Raw genomic sequence first — 19,416 nt, 5'->3', positions numbered from 1 at the left:
AGGTACGAAGGGGCAGTACCAGCACCGTGAGGGACACACGAGAGAGCCGGCTGCTGCTCATCCTGCTGGTGGCCGTCGCCTTCGCACTCGTCACCGTGGACATCAAGGGCGGTGAGAGCTCCCCCCTCGGCGGTGCCCGACACGCCGCCGCCAGCGTCCTCGGTCCGGTCGAGCGCGGCGCCGCCACCGTCGTCGACCCGGTCGCCGACACCGTCCGGGCCTTCCGCGACGCCGCGTCCAACAACGGCCGCACCGACCAGCTCGCCCGCGAGAACACCGAACTGCGGCAGAAGCTCGCCTCCTCCGACATGGCCACCGGGCGCACCAAGCAGCTCGACGACCTGCTGCGCACCGCCGGCGCCGGCGGCTACACCGTCAAGGCCGCCCAGGTCATCGCGATCGGCCCGGCCCAGGGCTTCTCCTGGACCATCACCATCGACGCCGGCAGCGACGACGGCCTCACCCGCGACATGACGGTGATCAACGGTCAGGGCCTGGTCGGCCGGATCACCACCGTCGCCCCGACCACCGCCACCGTGCTGCTCGCCTCCGACCCCGGCTTCTCGGCCGGCACCCGGCTGGAGGCCAGCGGCGAGATCGGCTTCGCCTCCGGCGGCGGCACCAGCCCGATGAAGGTCTCGCTGCTCAACGGCAAGGCCCAGGTCAAGGCCGGCGACCGGCTGGTCACCTTCGGCTCGCAGAGCGGCCGCCCGTTCGTGCCCGGCGTGCCGGTCGGCAAGGTCGTCGAGGTCGAGGCCACCCCGGGCCAGCTGACCAAGACCATCCTGGTCGAGCCCTTCGTCCAGTTCACCCGGCTGGACCTGGTCGGCGTGGTGGTCGTGCCGCCGCGCGCCGACCCGCGCGACGCCGTCCTGCCGCCGGCCCCCGCCCAGGGACAGGCCGCCCCGGCCGCGCCCGCCGCCCCGCCCGCCAAGCCCACTGGGGGGAACTGAGCCATGCGCCTCGCCCGCATCCCCGTCTCCGCCGGCCTGATCCTGCTCGGCTTGATCCTCCAGGTCAGCGTCTTCGGCCGGCTCCAGCTCCCGGGGGCCACCCCGGACATACTGCTGCTCGTCGTGGTCGGCCTGGCCCTGGTCTACGGGCCGTCCGGCGGCTGCGTGGTCGGCTTCTCGGCCGGCCTGCTCGCCGACCTCGCGCCGCCCTCCGACCACGCGATCGGCCGCTACGCGCTGGTGCTCTGCCTGATGGGCTACGCCGCCGGGCTGCTGCGCCCGGACCACGGCCGCCAGCGGTCGGTGTCCAGCGCGCTGATGGTGGTGGCCGCCGCGGCGGTCGCCTCCACCCTGCTGTACGCGATGGTCGGCGCCCTGGTCGGCGACACCGCGGCCCGGCACGTCGGCCTCGGCGGCCTGGTGGTCAGCGCCCTGCTGTACGACGTGCTGCTGGCGCCGTTCGTGGTGCCGCTGGTGATGCTGGTCGGCCGCCGCTTCGGGCGCGACCCGGTGACCGCGGCCACCGATGACGACGAGGGCGGCTCCGGTCTGGGCACGCTGGCCCGCTACCGCACCACGCGCGAGGCCTCGGCCGGCCCGTCCTACAAGAAGCGGCGCATGCCCGGCTTCGCCCGGCGCCCGTAACCGGCCCGGCCCCCGACCTCCCGACTTCCCGCATCCTGGAGCGCACGAGACGTGAGCAACATCCCCGAGACCGGCCGTACCCGGCGGGTGACGATCCGTCTGGTGGTGCTGCAGATCCTGGTCCTGTCGCTGCTCGCCACTCTCGGCGGGCGGCTGTGGTACCTGCAGATCCGCAACGCCAGCGTCTACACCGCCAAGGCGACCGGCAACCACATCCGTGAGGTGGTCGAACCGGCCGTCCGCGGCGAGATCCTGGACGCCTCCGGGCGGATCCTGGCCGGCAACGAGGCCCGGCTGGTGGTCTCGGTCAGCCGCACCTCGCTGTTGCAGCAGAAGGACGGCGGCAAGGCGGTGCTCGGCCGGCTGGCCGAGGTGCTGGGGATGCCCGCCAAGGACGTGCAGGAGAAGACCCGGCTCTGCGACGCCAAGACCCCGCAGCCCTGCTGGAACGGCTCGCCCTACCAGCCGATCCCGGTCACCAAGGAGGCGACCACCCAGCAGGCGATGCAGATAATGGAACGCCGCGAGGACTTCCCCGGGGTCACCGCGCAGCCCACCGCCGTGCGCCGCTACACCGGCGCCGAGGGCGCCAACATGGCCCAGGTGCTCGGCTACCTCTCGCCGGTCACCGACGAGGAGGTCAGCAAGACCGCCTCCAAGTCCGGCCTGGACCGCTACCTGCCGGCCGACCAGATCGGCCGGGCCGGCCTGGAGTCGGTGTACGACCGCGACCTGCGCGGCACCGCCGGCATCACCCAGCTGGAGGTGGACAACCTCGGCCGGGTGATCGGCACCGCCGGCACCGCCGCCCCGCAGACCGGCAACAACCTGGTCACCAGCATCGACGCCCGGGTGCAGAAGGTGGTCGAGGACAACCTGGCGCAGGCCATGGCCGACGCCCGGAAGACCTTCGACAAGGTCACCAACCGCAACTACGAGGCCGACTCCGGCGCCGCCGTGGTGATGGACGTCCACACCGGTCGGATCGTCGCGATGGCCAGCGCGCCGACCTACGACCCCAACCTCTGGGTGGGCGGCATCACCGGCAAGGACTACCAGTCGCTGACCAGCAAGGACTCCAACTTCCCGCTGCTGAACCGGGCCATACAGGGTCAGTCCGCCCCCGGCTCGACCTTCAAGGTCGTCTCCACCACCGCCGCCGTGGAGGCCGGCTACTCGCTGGACGGGACGTACGCGTGCCCGAAGAGCATGACCATCGGCGGCCGCGAGTTCAAGAACTTCGAGAGCGAGAACTTCGGCTCCATCTCCCTGGAGAAGGCGCTGGAGGTCTCCTGCGACACCGTCTTCTACGGCCTGGCGTACGACCAGTGGATGAAGGACGGCGGCATCAAGCCGAAGAAGGAGCCGGGCGACTGGTTCTTCAAGACCGCCCACCAGTTCGGCCTCGGCGCCAAGACCGGCATCGACCTGCCCAGCGAGGTCACCGGCCGGGTGCCGGACCGGCAGTGGAAGCAGTCCTTCTACGACAACAACAAGGACGCCTGGTGCGCGCAGGCGCAGAAGGGCGGCACCAGCTTCTCCGACCAGATCGCCAAGGAGAACTGCGTCGACGGCTACCAGATGCGCGCCGGTGACGCCGTCAACTTCGCGATCGGCCAGGGCGACACGCTCGTCACCCCGGTCCAGATGGCCCGGATCTACTCGGCGCTGGCCAACGGCGGCACCTTCTACCGGCCGACCGTCGCCAAGGCGGTGATAAGCCCGAGCGGGGACCTCGTCCGCGAGATCGCCCCGCACGAGGACGGCAAGTTCCCCGGCTCGCAGAAGCTGCTGAGCTACATCGACCAGGCCACCGCGGGCGTCATCACCGGCGGTACCGCCGCCTGGAAGTTCTCCGGCGCCGGCTGGCCGCAGAACAAGATCGAGCTGCACGCCAAGACCGGCACCGCCGAGGTCGAGGGCAAGCAGACCACCTCCTGGCTGACCACGTACAGCAAGGACTACGCGGTCGTCATGACGATAAGCCAGGGCGGCACCGGCTCCGGCGGCTCCGGCGACGCCGTCCGCCGGATCTACCAGGCGCTGTACGGCGTCGACGACAAGGGCAACATCGACAACGGCAAGGCGCTGCTGCCCGCGCCGCAGGCCGAACTGCCGAAGTTCAACCCGGACGGCACCGCGATCGTCAAGCCGGCGGCCTACACCGGCAACACCGCCAACACCGGCAACACCGGCAACACCGTCGACCCGGCGCAGGCCGTCGCGGGCCCAGGCCTCCTGGCGTCGCCGGACCAGGCGCAGGGTGTGCCCGGACCGGCGCCGGCCTTCCTGGAACAGGTGCCGGGCGAGCCCGCCCCGGCCTCGGCCTTCCTGGACCCGGCGCAGCCGAACGACCTGCCCGCCCCGGGCACCGCGGCCGAGGCCGCACTCGAACCGAACCGCGGCCCGGGAAGGGGGCGGGCATGACCTCCTACGGCTCCTACCGGCAGCTGCGGCTGAGCCCGCAGCGCAGCGGGGTCTCCAAGGCCCTGGCCAAGGACTCGCCGCTGTGGCGGCTGGACTGGATACTGCTGCTCGCCGCGCTGGCCCTGTCGCTCGGCAGCTCCCTGCTGGTCTGGTCGGCCACCCGCGGCCGGGACTCGCTCACCCACGGCGACCCGCAGTACTTCCTGTACCGGCACCTGACCAACCTGGTCGTCGGGCTGGTGCTGTGCTCGGTGGTGATAGGGATAGGGAGCCGACGCTTCCGCACCCTCGTGCCGTTCCTGTACATCGGCGTGATCCTGATGCTGCTCGCCACGCTCAGCCCGCTGGGCTCGACCATCAACGGCGCGCACTCCTGGATCCAGCTGGGCGGCGGCTTCTCCATCCAGCCCGCCGAGTTCGCGAAGCTGGCGATCGTGCTGGCGATGGCGGTCGTGCTGTCCGACCAGGTGGACGCGGGGGAGCGGGAGTACCCCTCGCACCGGGCGGTGTTCCGCGGCCTGGTCTGGGCCTTCCTGCCGATGTGCGTCGTGCTGCTGATGCCGGACGCCGGCTCGGTGATGGTGATGGCCGCGATCGTGCTGGGCATCCTGCTCGGCTCGGGGGCGGCCAACCGCTGGGTGCTCGGGCTGCTGGTGGCGGGCACCGGCGGGTGCGTGGCGATCTGGAAGCTCGGGGTGCTGAGCAAGTACCAGATCGACCGCTTCGCGGCCTTCGCGAACCCGCAGCTGGACCCCTCCGGCGTCGGCTACAACACCGCGCAGGCCCGGATCGCGATCGGCTCGGGCGGGCTGACCGGCAAGGGGCTGTTCCACGGGACGCAGACCACCGGGCAGTTCGTGCCGGAGCAGCAGACCGACTTCGTGTTCACGGTGGCCGGTGAGGAGCTGGGCTTCGTCGGGGCGCTGGCGATCATCCTGCTGGTCGGCGTAGTGCTGTGGCGGGCCTGCCGGATCGCCCGGCAGGCGACCGACCTGTACGGGACGATCGTGGCCGCGGGGATCATCGCCTGGTTCTCCTTCCAGGCCTTCGAGAACATCGGGATGTGCCTGGGCATCATGCCGGTGGCGGGCATCCCGCTGCCGTTCGTCTCCTACGGGGGGTCGTCGATGTTCGCGGTCTGGATCGCGATCGGGCTGCTCCAGGCGGTCCGCAGCCAGCGGCCGATAGCGGCCTGAGCCGACTGTCCGTCCGCGCGTCCGTCTGCGCGTCCGTCCGTCCGTCGAGGGTCGGCCCGGGAATCTCTCGGGTCGGCCCTCGGTGGTTTCCAACTGGGCTCTTTGGGTGGGTAGTTGCTGCCCGGTTGTGGCGGACCTCGGCCCGGGTCAGAGCAGGCGGTCGGCGGCGGTGAGTGCCGCGCGGACCTGGTGGGCCAGCTGCTCCTGGACCGGCACCCAGCGGGCGCCGAAGCGGTGGTGAAGCAGGCCCAGGCCCTCGGTGACGATGTCGCGGGCCCGGCCCCGGGCCGCCTCCACGGTCGGACCGCCGGTGTCCGCCAGCAGCCGCAGCACCGTCGACGCCACCCGCAGCGGGATCCGGGCCGCGACGATCTCGGCGGTGGTCACCCGGGACACCGTGAGCGGCTCGGCGCACCAGCGGGCCAGCCACTCCTCCGCCACCGACGGGCAGAACTCCAGGGTGAACCCGGCCGCGCGCACCAGCGCGCCGTGCGCCGCCCGGGTGTGCGCGGGCACGTGGGCCAGCAGCCCGGAGAGCTCCTCGGCGCGCTCGCGCAGCGTCCGGGCCGCGGCGCCGACCGCCCGGTCCGCCGCCGGGTGCGGACGGCCGTCGCCGACCGCGTCCACGGCCCACATCGGCACCTCCAGCACGGCCGTCACCCCGCCGTGACGGCCGGCGTACGACCAGGTGGACAGCTCCGGCTCGTCCGGCAGCGCCCGTGACCGGCCCGCGCCGTCCGCCGAGGGCATCAGATAGGTGCCGGGGAAGGGGCTGGCCCAGCCGACCGCGTCGAAGGGGTCGACGTCCAGCGGGATGCCGGCCCGGCGCACCGAGGCGGCGAAGAGCTCGGGCAGCCCGGGCACCGGAGCGGTCAGCTGGATGAAGGCGCCGCCGAAGTCCACCCCGTGCATCGAGCACTGCAGGAACGGGCGCAGCTCGTCGATCAGGCCGGTCAGCGCCAGGCTCTCCGGCATCGGGGGCCGGCCCGCGTCGGCGGCCGGCAGCAGTTCGGGCTGCTCCTCGAACGAGGGGCGGAAGAAGTGCTCGTAGTGCCGGCGCACGGTGAGCGGCCCGTCCAGCCAGCCCGCGTTGAGCGCGGCGCCGTCCGGGTCCAGGCAGAGCAGCAGGTGCCAGGACAGGCCGGGCCGGGTGGGGCGCGCCAGCAGCACCTCGGCCAGCCGCAGGGCGCCGGCCGTGCCGATCGGCTCGTTGGGGTGCGGGCCGCCGACGACCAGCACCGCGCGCGGGCCCCGGTCGACGGACAGCAGCAGCAGCGGGCGCCCGGCCCGCGAGCGGCCCACCTCGCGCAGCCGGCACCGCTCCGGGTGGCGCAGCGCGAGCCGCCGGGCCGCGGCCTCGGCCTGGGCCGGCGCGGGGTAGCGGGCGGCCCGGCTGCCGAGGGGCCGGGGCGGGCGGACCCGCCGGTCGGTGTCGGTCATGGCTCTCCTAGGGCGTGGCCGCGTGGCCGCGTGGCCGCGCGGCCGCCTGGCTTGTCGGGCCGCCGGGGCGCGCGGGGGCGCCGGGGCGCGCGGGGGCGCCGACGGACGCGACCTGCGGGGCCGGGGGGGGGCGGGGCCCTGCGCGCCGGGGACGGGTCGCCGGGGGAGTCGGCGAGGGTTGAGCGTACGGCCCAACTCCCTTGTCCGGAAGGGGTGCAGAGGTCTCTGGCGGGGCCCTGTCAGTACCGCATGGGTGGTCCGGGCATGTCAACGGCGGACGGCGCCGGGCGGCGGGCGCGCACTGCGTGTGCCGGGGCGGGCCGGGGAGGGGCGGCCGCGCCGGAGCGCGGGCGGGTGCCCGGGCCGGGCGTCGGTGAGCCCGGGGGTGAGCCAGCGGGCCTTTCCCCGGATTGGGCTACCCTTGAGGGTCACCCCTCCCCGCCGTCGCCTGCCGATGCGCGCGGCACCGAATCACGTCGTAAGGGTTCCTAGTACATGACTGTCGAATCGGTCTTCCCACGCCTGGAGGCCCTCCTCCCGCACGTCCAGAAGCCGATCCAGTACGTCGGCGGCGAGCTCAACTCGACCGTCAAGGACTGGGACGCCTGCGACGTCCGCTGGGCGCTGATGTACCCCGACGCCTACGAGGTCGGCCTGCCCAACCAGGGCGTCATGATCCTCTACGAGGTGCTCAACGAGCGCGAGGGCGTGCTCGCCGAGCGCACCTACAGCGTCTGGCCGGACCTCGAAGCGCTGATGCGCGAGCACGACGTCCCGCAGTTCACCGTGGACGCGCACCGCCCGGTGAAGGCCTTCGACGTGTTCGGCCTGTCGTTCTCCACCGAGCTCGGCTACACCAACATGCTGACCGCGCTCGACCTGGCCGGCATCCCGCTGGAGGCCAAGGACCGCACCGACGAGGACCCGATCGTCCTGGCCGGCGGCCACGCCGCGTTCAACCCCGAGCCGATCGCGGACTTCATCGACTGCGCGGTGGTCGGCGACGGCGAGCAGGCCGTGCTCGACATCACCGAGCTCGTCCGCGGCTGGAAGGCCGAGGGCCGCCCGGGCGGACGCGACGAGCTGCTGCTGCGCCTCGCCCGTACCGGCGGGGTGTACGTGCCGAAGTTCTACGACGTGGAGTACCTGGCCGACGGCCGGATCGGGCGCGTCGTGCCGAACGCCCCGGGCGTGCCGTGGCGGGTGTCCAAGCACACCGTGATGGACCTCGACGAGTGGCCCTACCCGAAGCAGCCGCTCGTCCCGCTCGCGGAGACCGTGCACGAGCGGATGTCCGTGGAGATCTTCCGCGGCTGCACCCGCGGCTGCCGCTTCTGCCAGGCCGGCATGATCACGCGCCCCGTGCGGGAGCGAAGCATCACCGGCATCGGCGAGATGGTGGAGCGCGGGCTGAAGGCGACCGGTTTCGAGGAAGTGGGCCTGCTGTCGCTGTCCAGCGCCGACCACACCGAGATCGGGGACATCGCCAAGGGCCTGGCCGACCGCTACAGCGACGACAAGATCGGCCTGTCGCTGCCGTCCACCCGCGTCGACGCCTTCAACATCGACCTCGCCAACGAGCTGTCCCGCAACGGCCGCCGCTCGGGCCTCACCTTCGCCCCCGAGGGCGGCAGCGAGCGCATGCGCAAGGTGATCAACAAGATGGTGTCGGAGGAGGACCTGATCCGCACCGTCGCCACCGCCTACGGCAACGGCTGGCGCCAGGTGAAGCTGTACTTCATGTGCGGCCTGCCCACCGAGACCGACGAGGACGTGCTCCAGATCGGCGCGATGGCGAAGAACGTCATCCAGAAGGGCCGCGAGGTCACCGGCCAGAACGACATCCGCTGCACCGTCTCCATCGGCGGGTTCGTGCCCAAGCCGCACACCCCGTTCCAGTGGGCCCCGCAGCTGTCCGCCGAGGCCACCGATGCCCGGCTGGCCAAGCTGCGCGACTCGATCCGCGGCGACCGCAAGTACGGCAAGAACATCGGCTACCGCTACCACGACGGCAAGCCCGGCATCGTCGAGGGCCTGCTGTCCCGCGGCGACCGCCGCATCGGCGCCGTCATCCGCGCCGTCTACGAGGACGGCGGCCGCTTCGACGGCTGGCGCGAGCACTTCTCCTACGACCGCTGGATGGCCTCCGCCGAGAAGGGCCTGGCCGGCACCGGCGTCGACGTCGACTGGTACACCACCCGCGAGCGCACCTACGAGGAGGTGCTGCCCTGGGACCACCTGGACAGCGGCCTCGACAAGGACTGGCTCTGGGAGGACTGGCAGGACGCCCTGGAGGAGGTCGAGGTCGACGACTGCCGTTGGACCCCGTGCTTCGATTGCGGCGTGTGCCCGCAGATGGACCTCAAGATCCAGATCGGTCCCACCGGGAAGAAGCTGCTGCCGCTGGCCGTGGTCAACGGGGCTGACCCGCAGGGCTAGTTGATGGCGCGGGTGGCGCGGATCGGGTGGGTCCGGGCCGCGTGACGTGCTCGACGTGACGGATGGAGCCCTCCCCGGGAATCGGGGAGGGCTCCATGCGTTCGCCGAGCGGACGACGGCCGGTGCGTGAGGCGCCGGCCGGCGGGTATCGCCGCCGCGTCCTCCGGTCGTCGGGCGGGGCCCGGATGCGGGATCAGCAGGCCCAGTTGGTCGAGGTGCTGATGGAGTCCAGCTTGGCCCAGGTCTGCGCGCCGACCTGACCGTCCTGGGAGAGGCCGGTACAGGCCTGGAACCGCAGCACCCTGCTCAGGGTGTCCTGTCCGAACGCGCCGTCGACGTTCAGGGGGGTGGTGTTCAGGGAGGAGTTGAGCTCGCACTGCAGGGCCTTGACGGCGTCGTTGTGCTCGCCGCCGCGCAGCAGCGGCTCCCAGGTCGTGTAGGTGGTCCCGCAGTAGCTGCCGGCCTGCGCCGCGGACGCGCTGCCCGCCGTGGCGACGCCGCCCGCGAACAGGAGGCCGGTCACTGCGAGGCCGGCGAGGATCTTGCGCATGGAGGTTCCCTTCCTCATGCCGCACACCCCCGGTGTGCGGTCGGTGGGTCCGGGTGAGTCGCACTCGGACGGCTCGAATCCTGCCTAGCGGGCGGGCGTCCCAACACGGAGGAACGGCATCAGGGATGTTCCGGGAATTTTCCCGCCGCCGGACGAGGGCCTCAGAACGGCCCGCCACCTGCGGGGACGTGCTCGCCGTGGGTGGCCGGGGGGTTGCGGGCGCCGCCCCCTCGGTCGGAGCGTCCCGGCCGGGGGCGTCGGGGTGCGGCTGACCAGGGGCGGGACGAGGGGGGTGGCGGGGCGCGTACCCTTTGAGGTGACAGAGTCCGGACAGCGGCGGCAGCCGTCGCGCCGGACGGGGACAACTGACTAAGGACTGAGCGACCCTGGCACGCCGTACGCCCGACGGTCCTCCGCCCGCGCCGACGGTGCAGCGGATCCGTCTCCGCTACACCAAGCGCGGCCGGCTCCGCTTCACCAGCCACCGCGACTTCCAGCGTGCTTTCGAGCGCGCCCTGCGCCGGTCCGCCGTGCCGATGGCCTATTCGGCCGGCTTCACCCCGCACCCGAAGGTGTCCTACGCCAACGCGGCCCCGACCGGGGTGGCGAGCGAGGCGGAGTACCTGGAGATCGGCCTGGCCGCCCTCCGTGACCCGGAGGAACTGCGGGCACAACTGGACGAGTCGCTGCCGACCGGACTGGACGTGATCGACGCGGTCGAGGTCCGGACGCCGAACTTCGTGGAGCGCCTGGAGGCCTCCGAGTGGCTGCTCCGGCTGGACGGCGTCGAGCCGCAGGAGGCTGCCCGCGCGGTCGCGGTGTTCCTCGCCGCGGAGCGGGTCGAGGTCGAACGCGTGACCAAGAACGGCGTGCGGGTCTTCGACGCGCGCGGTCCGGTGGCGGTGCTCGAGATCGCCGCGCCGCAGGTCGTCGACGGTGCGGACACGGCGGCCGAAGCGGACCGCAATGTTCGGACCGGCCGTGCCTGTGCGATACTGCGCCTGGTAGTACGACACGCCACACCCGCCGTACGACCCGACGACGTATTGTCCGGTCTCCGTGTGACGGCCGACCTGGCGCCGCCGGTCCCCGCAGAGGTGACCAGGCTGGCGCAGGGGCCGCTCGACGAGGAGTCCGGCACGGTGACCGACCCGCTGGCGCTCGACCGCGCCGCGGCTCCGGCCGGCTGACAGCCGCCGGGGTTCGCGGGGCCGCGTCCGCCTGACGGGCGGAGGCCGGGCCCAGTGCCTCACTGGGCCCGACGGTCCTCCAGGTTCCCGCGGCTCCCCAGGGGAGCGAGCGTCGTCGCAGCACAGGCCGGCCACCTGAGGCCCGCCGACCAGGAAGGTCGGTGGGCCCGGGAACCCCGTCCGGGAGCCACCCGGGGTTGGGGAACGGCGCAGCTTGGGAAAACCACAGAAGACTGGTCAGACCAGAAGACTTTCGACACCCCGCCGAGCGGCGGGGCGCCGAGCGAGACTACGAGCCCCTGTGCGGCCTCGCGTCCGCGCGGCGGCACCGTGAAAGGGTCCGGCCCGAGCATCGTCACGATGCCGGCCGGCCACGGGTGCCGTGCCGTGCCCGGATGTGGAGCCCGGGGGCCTGACGGGAGATCCACCCGCATGCTCGATAACACCGATCCGCAGCAGAACGCGGCGACGGAACAGAACGAGACCGCCGCGACCGGCGGCGAGGGCACCTCCGCGGCGCCGCCGCGCCGCCGTCGCCGTGCGGTGTCCCGCCCGGCGGGCACCCCGCAGGGTGCGGCCGCCGAGACGGCCGAGACGGTCATTCCGGCCGAGGCGCCCGTCGCCGAGGCGCAGGCCGCACCGGCCGCCGAGCCGGTGGCCGAGAAGCCGGTCCGGGCCCGCCGGACCCGCAAGCGCGCCGAGGCTCCGGCCGGGACGCCGGAGACGACCCCGGTCGTGGCCACCGAGCCGGCCGCCGCCGAGAAGACGACCGCGAAGGCGAGCGCGAAGGCGACCGCGAAGCCGGTCGAGAACGCCGCTGAGCCGGCCGCCGAGCCGGTGGCCGAGAAGCCGGTCCGGGCCCGCCGCACCCGCAAGCGCGCCGAGGCGCCCGCCGGGGCGCCGGCCGCCGCCGAGACCCCGGCCGAGGAGCCCGCTGCCGCCGCCCCGGTGGCCGAGGCCCCCGCCGCCGAGGAGGCTGCCGAGGAGGCCCCCGCCGCTCCGGCCCGCCGGGCCCGTCGCCGCCGCGTGGTCGAGGCCGCGCAGGTCGTCGAGCCCTCCGTCGAGGAGCCCGCCGTCGCGGAGGAGCCTGTCGAGGAGGAGCCGGTCGAGGAGCCCGTGGCCGTCCAGCCCGCGCCGGCCGCCGAGCCGACCCACCGGGTGCGCCGCCGTGCGGTCCGCCCGTCCACCGCGATCTTCCAGGCTCCGGTGTTCCAGGAGCCCGCCGCCGGCCCGGCCCCCGCCGCGCAGCCGCAGGCGCCGCAGCAGCCCGCCGCCGCTCCGGCGCCGGTGGAGGCTCCGGTCGCCGCGCAGCGCGAGGAGGACGAGTTCGAGTACAGCGGCGTCGGCCGCCGCCGCCGGGTGCGCACTTCGGTGCGGGTGCAGCCGCCGAGCCGTTCGAAGGCCGCCGAGAGGAAGGCCGCCGAGAAGGCCGAGAAGGCTGAGAAGGCCAAGGTCATCGAGCGGGCGAAGGCCGCCGAGAAGGCGAAGCCGGTCGAGCGGGTCGTCGAGGTGCCGGTCGAGGCGCCCGTCGTCGAGGCCCCCGTCGCCGGTCCGGAGACCGAGGGCGAGTGGGAGGACGACCGTCCGTCGCGCCGTCGCCGTCGGGGCGGCCGCCGTCGTCGCCGTGGCGAGGCCGAGGAGTTCGAGGCCGAGGCCGTCGAGACCGGGCAGTCCGTCGTCGAGGAGCCGACCGCGGACGTCGAGGAGGACGTCGAGGACGACGACGACCTGGCCGCCGGCCTGTCCTCGTCCCGCCGTCGCCGCCGTCGTCGCCGCCGCAGCGGTGAGGCCGGTGCCGTCGAGACCGCCGAGACCACCGAGGACGGGGTCCGCACGGTGGTGAAGGTGCGCGAGCCGCGCCGCCGTTCCACCGAGCCGTCCTTCGACCCGGACGAGGTGCAGTCCATCAAGGGCTCGACCCGTCTGGAGGCGAAGAAGCAGCGCCGCCGCGAGGGCCGCGAGCTGGGCCGCCGCCGGGTGCCGATCATCACCGAGGCCGAGTTCCTGGCCCGCCGCGAGTCGGTCGAGCGCGTCATGGTGGTGCGCCAGAACGGCCAGCGGACCCAGATCGGCGTCCTCGAGGACGGCGTGCTGGTCGAGCACTACGTCAACAAGGAGCAGGCCACCTCGTACGTCGGCAACGTCTACCTGGGCAAGGTCCAGAACGTGCTGCCGTCGATGGAGGCCGCCTTCGTCGACATCGGCAAGGGCCGCAACGCCGTGCTGTACGCCGGCGAGGTCAACTTCGGTGCGCTGGGCCACGGTGGCCCGCGCCGGATCGAGTCGGTGCTGAAGTCCGGCCAGTCCGTGCTGGTGCAGGTCTCCAAGGACCCGATCGGCCACAAGGGCGCCCGCCTGACCAGCCAGATCTCGCTGCCCGGCCGTTACCTGGTCTACGTGCCCGAGGGCTCGATGACCGGCATCTCGCGCAAGCTCCCCGAGAACGAGCGCGCCCGGCTGAAGCAGATCCTCAAGAAGATCGTCCCGGACGACGCGGGCGTCATCGTGCGCACCGCCGCCGAGGGCGCCTCCGAGGACGAGCTGACCCGCGACGTCCAGCGGCTGCAGCAGCAGTGGGAGGACATCCAGAAGAAGGCCGCGACCGGCAACGCCCCCGCGCTGCTGTACGGCGAGCCGGACATGACCGTCCGGGTCGTCCGCGACATCTTCAACGAGGACTTCACCAAGGTCATCGTCTCCGGCGACGAGGCGTGGAGCACCATCCACGACTACGTCTCCAACGTGGCCCCGGACCTCGCCGAGCGGCTCCAGCGGTGGACCTCCGAGGTGGACGTGTTCGCCACCTACCGGATCGACGAGCAGCTGATGAAGGCGCTGGACCGCAAGGTCTGGCTGCCCAGCGGCGGTTCGCTGGTGATCGACCGCACCGAGGCGATGGTCGTCATCGACGTCAACACCGGGAAGTTCGTCGGTCAGGGCGGCAACCTGGAGGAGACGGTCACCCGCAACAACATCGAGGCGGCCGAGGAGATCGTGCGCCAGCTGCGGCTGCGCGACCTCGGCGGCATCATCGTGATCGACTTCATCGACATGGTGCTGGAGTCCAACCGGGACCTGGTGCTGCGCCGACTGCTGGAGTGCCTGGGCCGGGACCGGACCAAGCACCAGGTGGCCGAGGTCACCTCGCTGGGCCTGGTCCAGATGACCCGCAAGCGGGTCGGCCAGGGCCTGTTGGAGTCCTTCTCCGAGCCGTGCGTGCACTGCAACGGCCGCGGCGTGATCGTTCACATGGAGCAGCCGAGCGCCCACGTCCACACCCCGGCCGTGTCGGCCGAGGCGGCCGCGGGCAGCAGCAAGCGCCGTCGCCGGGGCAAGGGCGGGGCGGCCGTCGAGGAGCCGCAGGCCGTCGAGGCCGCGGTGGCCGAGGTGGTCGTCGAGGGCGAGCCGGTGCGCGAGGAGATCGAGGGCCAGCTGGCCCTGGAGGTCCCGGGCGTCGAGGCGGAGGCCGTCGAGGAGGCCCCGGCCGCCCAGCCGGACCTGGTCGAGATCCCCGCCGCCCCGGCGGCTCCGGCCGGCCGCACCCGCCGCCGCGCGGTCCGCAAGGCGACGGCTCCGGCCGGGGCGCCGGGCGAGGCCGAGATCGTGGTGCTCCAGGCGCGGGCCGACGCGGCGCTGGAGGCGGCCCTGGAGGCCGCCAACCCGGCCGCCCCGGCCGTGGTGACGCCCGAGGCCGTCGAGGCCGTGGAGGCCGTCGTCGAGGCTCCCGCGGAGGAGGCCCAGGCCGTCGAGACCGCGGAGGCCGTCGTCGAGGCTCCGGCGGCGGAGGCCCCGGCCACCGAGGCCGAGGCCGAGGAGCCGCCCGCGGAGGAGGCCCCGGCGCCCAAGAAGCGGGCCGCCCGCAAGACCGCCGCGAAGAAGACCGCCGCCAAGAAGACGACCACGGCGGCCAAGAAGACCACCGCCCGCAAGACCGCGACCAAGCGGACGAGCGCGGCGGCCAAGAAGGCGGCGGCCGCCGAAGGTGATACGGCGGCCGAGTAGTGCCCACGCGCCCGGGGCGGGACCCTTCCCGCCCCGGGCCGTACGGGCCGGTTTGCCCCCCGGGCGGCCGGTCCGTATTCTTGACCCTCGGCGTGTCTACGCCACACGCTCCCGAGCACATCACCTTCCCGAAGCGCCGCGTTCGCGCGGCAGCGGGCGGGGAGAGGCCCCTGTGTCCGTACCCAGGTGGCTGGCGTCGGGAGTTCCGACCGAGTAAGGAAAGCAGGTACCGCATGTACGCGATCGTTCGCGCAGGCGGCCGCCAGCACAAGGTCGCCGTCGGCGACGTGCTGGAGATCGACCGTATCGAGGCCAAGCCGGGTGACTCGGTCGAGCTCTCGACCATCCTGATCGTCGACGGCGAAGCCGTCACGTCCGACCCGTGGGTCCTGGCCGGTGTGAAGGCCCACGCCGAGGTCGTCGACCAGACCAAGGGCGACAAGATCGTCATCCTGCGCTACAAGAACAAGACCGGCTACCGCCGTCGCCAGGGTCACCGTCAGAAGCACACCGCGGTGCGCATCACCAGCATCGACTCGGTCAGCAAGTAAGGGGATAGCGAGATATGGCACACAAGAAGGGCGCAAGCTCTACCCGCAACGGCCGTGACTCGAACGCCCAGCGCCTCGGCGTGAAGCGCTTCGGCGGCCAGGTCGTCTCCGCCGGCGAGATCCTCGTGCGCCAGCGCGGCACCCACTTCCACCCGGGTGCGGGCGTCGGTCGCGGTGGCGACGACACCCTGTTCGCGCTGACCGCGGGTGCCGTGCAGTTCGGCACCCGCCGCGGCCGCAAGGTCGTCAACATCGTGGCCTCCGAGGCCTGAGTCACACCAGACTCACAGTGAAGGGTGGGCCGGAATGTTCCGGTCCACCCTTCATGCTTTACGCAGGTAGCAGCAGACTTTCGCACACTGGAGGCACACCATGACCACCTTCGTGGACCGCGTCGAACTTCACGTCGCCGCGGGTAACGGGGGCCACGGCTGCGCCTCCGTGCACCGGGAGAAGTTCAAGCCGCTCGGCGGCCCCGACGGCGGCAACGGCGGCGAGGGCGGCAGCGTCATCCTCACCGTCGACGCGCAGATCACCACCCTGCTGGAGTACCACCACTCGCCCAAGCGCAAGGCCACCAACGGCAAGCCCGGCGCGGGCGGCCACCGCACCGGCGCGGACGGCGGCGACCTCGTCCTGCTGGTGCCGGACGGCACCGTGGTGCTGGACCGCAACGGCGAGGTGCTGGCCGACCTGGTCGGGCACGGCACCAGCTTCGTCGCCGCCCAGGGCGGCCGTGGCGGCCTCGGCAACGCCGCGCTGTCCTCGGCCCGCCGCAAGGCGCCCGGCTTCGCGCTGCTCGGCGAGCCCGGCGAGGCCCGCGACATCGTGATGGAGCTCAAGTCCGTCGCCGACGTGGCCCTGGTCGGCTACCCGAGCGCCGGCAAGTCCTCGCTGATCTCGGTGCTCTCGGCGGCCAAGCCGAAGATCGCGGACTACCCGTTCACCACCCTGATCCCCAACCTCGGCGTGGTCACCGCCGGCGACACCGTCTACACCATCGCCGACGTGCCCGGCCTGATCCCCGGCGCCAGCCAGGGCCGCGGCCTGGGCCTGGAGTTCCTGCGGCACGTCGAGCGCTGCTCGGTGCTGGTGCACGTGCTGGACTGCGCCACCCTGGAGCCCGGCCGCGACCCGCTGACCGACCTGGAGACCATCGAGGCCGAGCTGGCCGAGTACGGTGGTCTGGAGGAGCGCCCGCGCCTGGTCGCGCTCAACAAGGTGGACGTGCCGGACGGCCAGGACATCGCCGACCTCACCCGGGAGTCCCTGGAGGAGCGCGGCTACCGGGTGTTCGAGGTCTCCGCCGCCTCCCGCAAGGGCCTTCGCGAGCTGAACTTCGCGCTGGCGCAGATCGTCGCCGAGGCGCGCGCCGCCAAGCCGGTCGAGGAGTCGACCCGGATCGTGCTGCGGCCCAAGGCCGTTGACGACGAGGGCTTCACCATCACCGAGGAGGACGGCGCCTACCGCATCCGCGGCACCAAGCCGGAGCGCTGGGTCCGCCAGACCGACTTCTCCAACGACGAGGCCGTCGGCTACCTCGCCGACCGGCTGGCCCGCCTCGGCGTCGAGGACAAGCTGTGGAAGGTCGGGGCGCACGAGGGCGACACCGTCATCATCGGCCCGGACGAGAACGCCGTCGTCTTCGACTGGGAGCCGACCATGGCCGCCGGCGCCGAGATGCTCGGCCGCCGCGGTGAGGACCACCGCCTGGAGAGCCCGCGCCCGGCGGTCGACCGCCGCCGCGAGAAGCAGAAGGGCCGGGACGCGGCCGAGGCCGAGTTCCTCGCCTTCGAGGCGCTCTCCAGCACCCGCCCGGCCGCCATCGACGAGGGCGACGACGAGGAGTGACCCGGCCGGCGGGACGCGTCCCGAGCCGGCCTGGGCGAACGGCCCCCACCACCCTCCGGGGCGGTGGGGGCCGTTCGCGTGTCCGGCCCCCGTTCGGAACCGACGGGACGTCACTTTCGTCGGGCCCACGGTCAGGGACCGTACCGGCCCCGGCCCGCCGGCCGTCCGGACCGGCGATCCGGCCGTGGCGGCGCCGTGGCCGGGGCGGGTCCGGACGGTGAAACACCCTGCGGGCGACCTGCGCGGATCGCGTAGATTTCGGGGGTGACGGCCGGGCCCGGCCCGCCGCACCCGCACCACACCGGAAGGGCGTACAGCGAGATGAGCGAGGACTCACTGCGCGAGGAGGTGCTGACCGCCCGGCGGATCGTCGTCAAGGTCGGCTCCTCCTCCCTCACCACGGCGGCCGGCGGCCTGGACGCCGACCGGGTCGACGCCCTGGTCGACGCGCTCGCCAAGGTGCGCAGCCGCCCGGACGCACCCGAGGTCGTCCTCGTCTCCTCCGGCGCCATCGCCGCCGGCCTGGCCCCGCTCGGCCTGGACAAGCGGCCCAAGGACCTGGCCCGTCAGCAGGCCGCCGCCAGCGTCGGCCAGGGCCTGCTGGTCGCCCGCTACACCGCCTCCTTCGCCCGGTACGGCATCCGGGTCGGCCAGGTGCTGCTCACCGCCGAGGACGCCAGCCGGCGCGCCCACTACCGCAACGCCTACCGCACCCTCGACCAGCTGCTGGCGATGGGCGCGATGCCGATCGTCAACGAGAACGACACCGTCGCCACCGCCGAAATCAAGTTCGGGGACAACGACCGGTTGGCCGCGCTGGTCGCCCACCTGGTCCGGGCCGACCTGCTCGTGCTGCTCTCCGACGTGGACGGCCTCTACGACGGCGACCCGGCCCGGCCCGGCACCAGCCGGATCGACCAGGTGAGCGGCCCGCACGACCTCGACGGCGTCGAGATCGGCAGCGCGGGCAAGGCCGGCGTCGGCACCGGCGGCATGGTCACCAAGGTCGAGGCGGCCCGGATCGCCACCGGCGCGGGCATCCCGGTGGTGCTCACCGCCGCCAGCCAGGCCGCCGACGCGCTGGCCGGACGGCGCACCGGCACCCTGTTCCTGCGCACCGGCAGCCGCACCTCCGACCGGATGCTCTGGCTGGCCCACGCGAGCAGCCCGCGCGGCGCCCTGCACCTCGACGCGGGCGCCGTCACGGCCGTCGTCTCCGGCGGCGCCTCGCTGCTGCCCGCCGGGGTCACCAAGGTGGACGGGGAGTTCACGGCGGGTGATCCGGTGGACCTTCTTGCCGAAAACGGCCACATCGTGGCTCGCGGACTGGTCAACTTTGATGCGAGGGAGTTGCCCCGCCTGCTCGGCCGGTCCACCCGCGACCTGGCCCAGGAGTTCGGCGCCGCGTACGAGCGTGAGGTCGTCCACCGCGACGACCTGGTCGTTCTGCGCGGCTGACCGGCCGGTGTGCCGGTACCGGCCGATCGGCAGAGCGCGGTGGGCGGGCCGCTCCGCACGGGGAGTGGCCCGGCCGCGGGCGAGGAGCGGTGCAGCCGTACCGGTCGGCCGCGGGCCGGCGGGTCCGGTGCGGGGGACGACACGACATCGCCGAACAGGAGGCCGCCGGTGGAACGCAGAAGCGAGGCAACGCTGACCGCAGGGACGGCGGGCCGGCGGCTGACCAGCATCGACGGCGGACGCGGGGACGGACCCGCCGAGCCGGCCGGTCCGCCGCCGCAGGGGCCCGGCGGGATGCGCAGGCCGCGGTCGCAGCACGCGGACCCGGGGGAGCCGCCCACCGTGCCCGAGCAGGCCCGGCTCTGGCACGTGGTGCTGAGCGTGTCCGGGCAGGTCACCCCGCTGTCCTCGCTGCGGGCCTCGCTGGAGCGGCTGGCGCACGACCACTCGTTCTTCCTCACCGCCCGCTACGCCGCCGACCACGCCGAGATCCGGTACTGGGAGCAGGCCCGGGACCTGCACGACGCGGCGGCGATAGCGCTGCGGCTGTGGGGCGAGCACAAGGTCACCGCGAACCTGCCGCCGTGGGAGATCGTCGGCCTGGAGGTGGTCGACCGGGCGACGTACCACAAGCGGGTGGCGGAGGGCTTCGGCGATCCGCCGCCGCACCTGGGCGGGGTGCACCCGTACTGAGGGGGACGCCCCCGGGCGCGG

General features: G+C 73.4%; 14 protein-coding genes. 12 read left to right on the top strand and 2 right to left on the bottom strand.

Annotated elements, in window-relative coordinates; genetic code table 11:
* Positions 1-26: 26 nt before the first annotated feature.
* From mreC to rodA, 4 genes are read left to right on the top strand one after another with little or no spacing between them, the layout of a single operon-like run.
* On the top strand, positions 27-953 hold the full coding sequence (gene mreC, locus AB0O82_RS26375; protein WP_363586424.1) for a rod shape-determining protein MreC: 927 nt from the start codon (positions 27-29) through the stop codon (positions 951-953).
* Positions 954-956: 3 nt separating this feature from the next.
* On the top strand, positions 957-1,598 hold the full coding sequence (mreD, locus tag AB0O82_RS26370) for a rod shape-determining protein MreD (RefSeq protein WP_363586423.1): 642 nt from the start codon (positions 957-959) through the stop codon (positions 1,596-1,598).
* Positions 1,599-1,649: 51 nt separating this feature from the next.
* Positions 1,650-4,025 (top strand): penicillin-binding protein 2, encoded by a 2,376-nt coding sequence (mrdA, locus tag AB0O82_RS26365; protein ID WP_363586422.1) that lies wholly within the window; start codon positions 1,650-1,652, stop codon positions 4,023-4,025.
* Positions 4,022-5,221, top strand: coding sequence for a rod shape-determining protein RodA (rodA, locus tag AB0O82_RS26360; RefSeq protein WP_363586421.1), 1,200 nt, complete (start codon positions 4,022-4,024; stop codon positions 5,219-5,221). The genes mrdA and rodA overlap by 4 nt, the downstream gene beginning before the upstream one ends.
* 147 nt (positions 5,222-5,368) lie before the next feature.
* Here the strand turns inward: rodA and AB0O82_RS26355 are convergent, their stop codons facing one another.
* Positions 5,369-6,661 (bottom strand): M14 family zinc carboxypeptidase, encoded by a 1,293-nt coding sequence (locus AB0O82_RS26355; protein WP_363586420.1) that lies wholly within the window; start codon positions 6,659-6,661, stop codon positions 5,369-5,371.
* A gap of 495 nt (positions 6,662-7,156) precedes the next feature.
* Here AB0O82_RS26355 and AB0O82_RS26350 point away from each other — a divergent pair, with 495 nt between their 5' ends.
* Positions 7,157-9,100 carry a TIGR03960 family B12-binding radical SAM protein gene (locus AB0O82_RS26350; protein ID WP_363586419.1) on the top strand — a complete coding sequence of 648 codons (1,944 nt, stop codon included), beginning with the start codon at positions 7,157-7,159 and terminating at the stop codon, positions 9,098-9,100.
* A 193-nt stretch (positions 9,101-9,293) separates the two neighbouring features.
* Here the strand turns inward: AB0O82_RS26350 and AB0O82_RS26345 are convergent, their stop codons facing one another.
* Positions 9,294-9,668 carry a peptidoglycan-binding domain-containing protein gene (locus AB0O82_RS26345; RefSeq protein WP_363586418.1) on the bottom strand — a complete coding sequence of 125 codons (375 nt, stop codon included), beginning with the start codon at positions 9,666-9,668 and terminating at the stop codon, positions 9,294-9,296.
* Between the two features lie 410 nt (positions 9,669-10,078).
* Here AB0O82_RS26345 and AB0O82_RS26340 point away from each other — a divergent pair, with 410 nt between their 5' ends.
* The 7 genes from AB0O82_RS26340 to AB0O82_RS26310 all read left to right on the top strand — a co-directional run bounded on the left by AB0O82_RS26340 (position 10,079) and on the right by AB0O82_RS26310 (position 19,395).
* Positions 10,079-10,840 (top strand): TIGR03936 family radical SAM-associated protein, encoded by a 762-nt coding sequence (locus AB0O82_RS26340; protein WP_363586417.1) that lies wholly within the window; start codon positions 10,079-10,081, stop codon positions 10,838-10,840.
* A 432-nt stretch (positions 10,841-11,272) separates the two neighbouring features.
* Positions 11,273-14,842, top strand: a complete 3,570-nt coding sequence (locus AB0O82_RS26335; protein ID WP_363586416.1) for an Rne/Rng family ribonuclease — start codon at positions 11,273-11,275, stop codon at positions 14,840-14,842.
* Positions 14,843-15,075: 233 nt separating this feature from the next.
* Complete coding sequence (gene rplU, locus AB0O82_RS26330; RefSeq protein WP_280677087.1) at positions 15,076-15,393, top strand: 50S ribosomal protein L21; 318 nt, start codon at positions 15,076-15,078, stop codon at positions 15,391-15,393.
* Between the two features lie 14 nt (positions 15,394-15,407).
* A complete protein-coding gene (gene rpmA, locus AB0O82_RS26325; RefSeq protein ID WP_360211510.1) occupies positions 15,408-15,665 on the top strand; it encodes a 50S ribosomal protein L27 in 258 nt (85 codons plus the stop codon).
* A 100-nt stretch (positions 15,666-15,765) separates the two neighbouring features.
* On the top strand, positions 15,766-17,244 hold the full coding sequence (obgE, locus tag AB0O82_RS26320; protein ID WP_363586415.1) for a GTPase ObgE: 1,479 nt from the start codon (positions 15,766-15,768) through the stop codon (positions 17,242-17,244).
* Between the two features lie 321 nt (positions 17,245-17,565).
* On the top strand, positions 17,566-18,702 hold the full coding sequence (proB, locus tag AB0O82_RS26315; protein WP_363586414.1) for a glutamate 5-kinase: 1,137 nt from the start codon (positions 17,566-17,568) through the stop codon (positions 18,700-18,702).
* A gap of 294 nt (positions 18,703-18,996) precedes the next feature.
* The gene (locus tag AB0O82_RS26310) at positions 18,997-19,395 is read left to right on the top strand and encodes a hypothetical protein (RefSeq protein ID WP_363586437.1); all 399 of its coding nucleotides are present in this window, start codon (positions 18,997-18,999) and stop codon (positions 19,393-19,395) included.
* Positions 19,396-19,416 lie beyond the last annotated feature (21 nt).

It is taken from the genome of Kitasatospora sp. NPDC088264 (assembly GCF_040685715.1).
GTDB lineage: Bacteria > Actinomycetota > Actinomycetes > Streptomycetales > Streptomycetaceae > Kitasatospora.
Note: the sequence above shows the minus strand (reverse complement) of the source record. Positions and strands in the feature narration are given on the sequence as shown.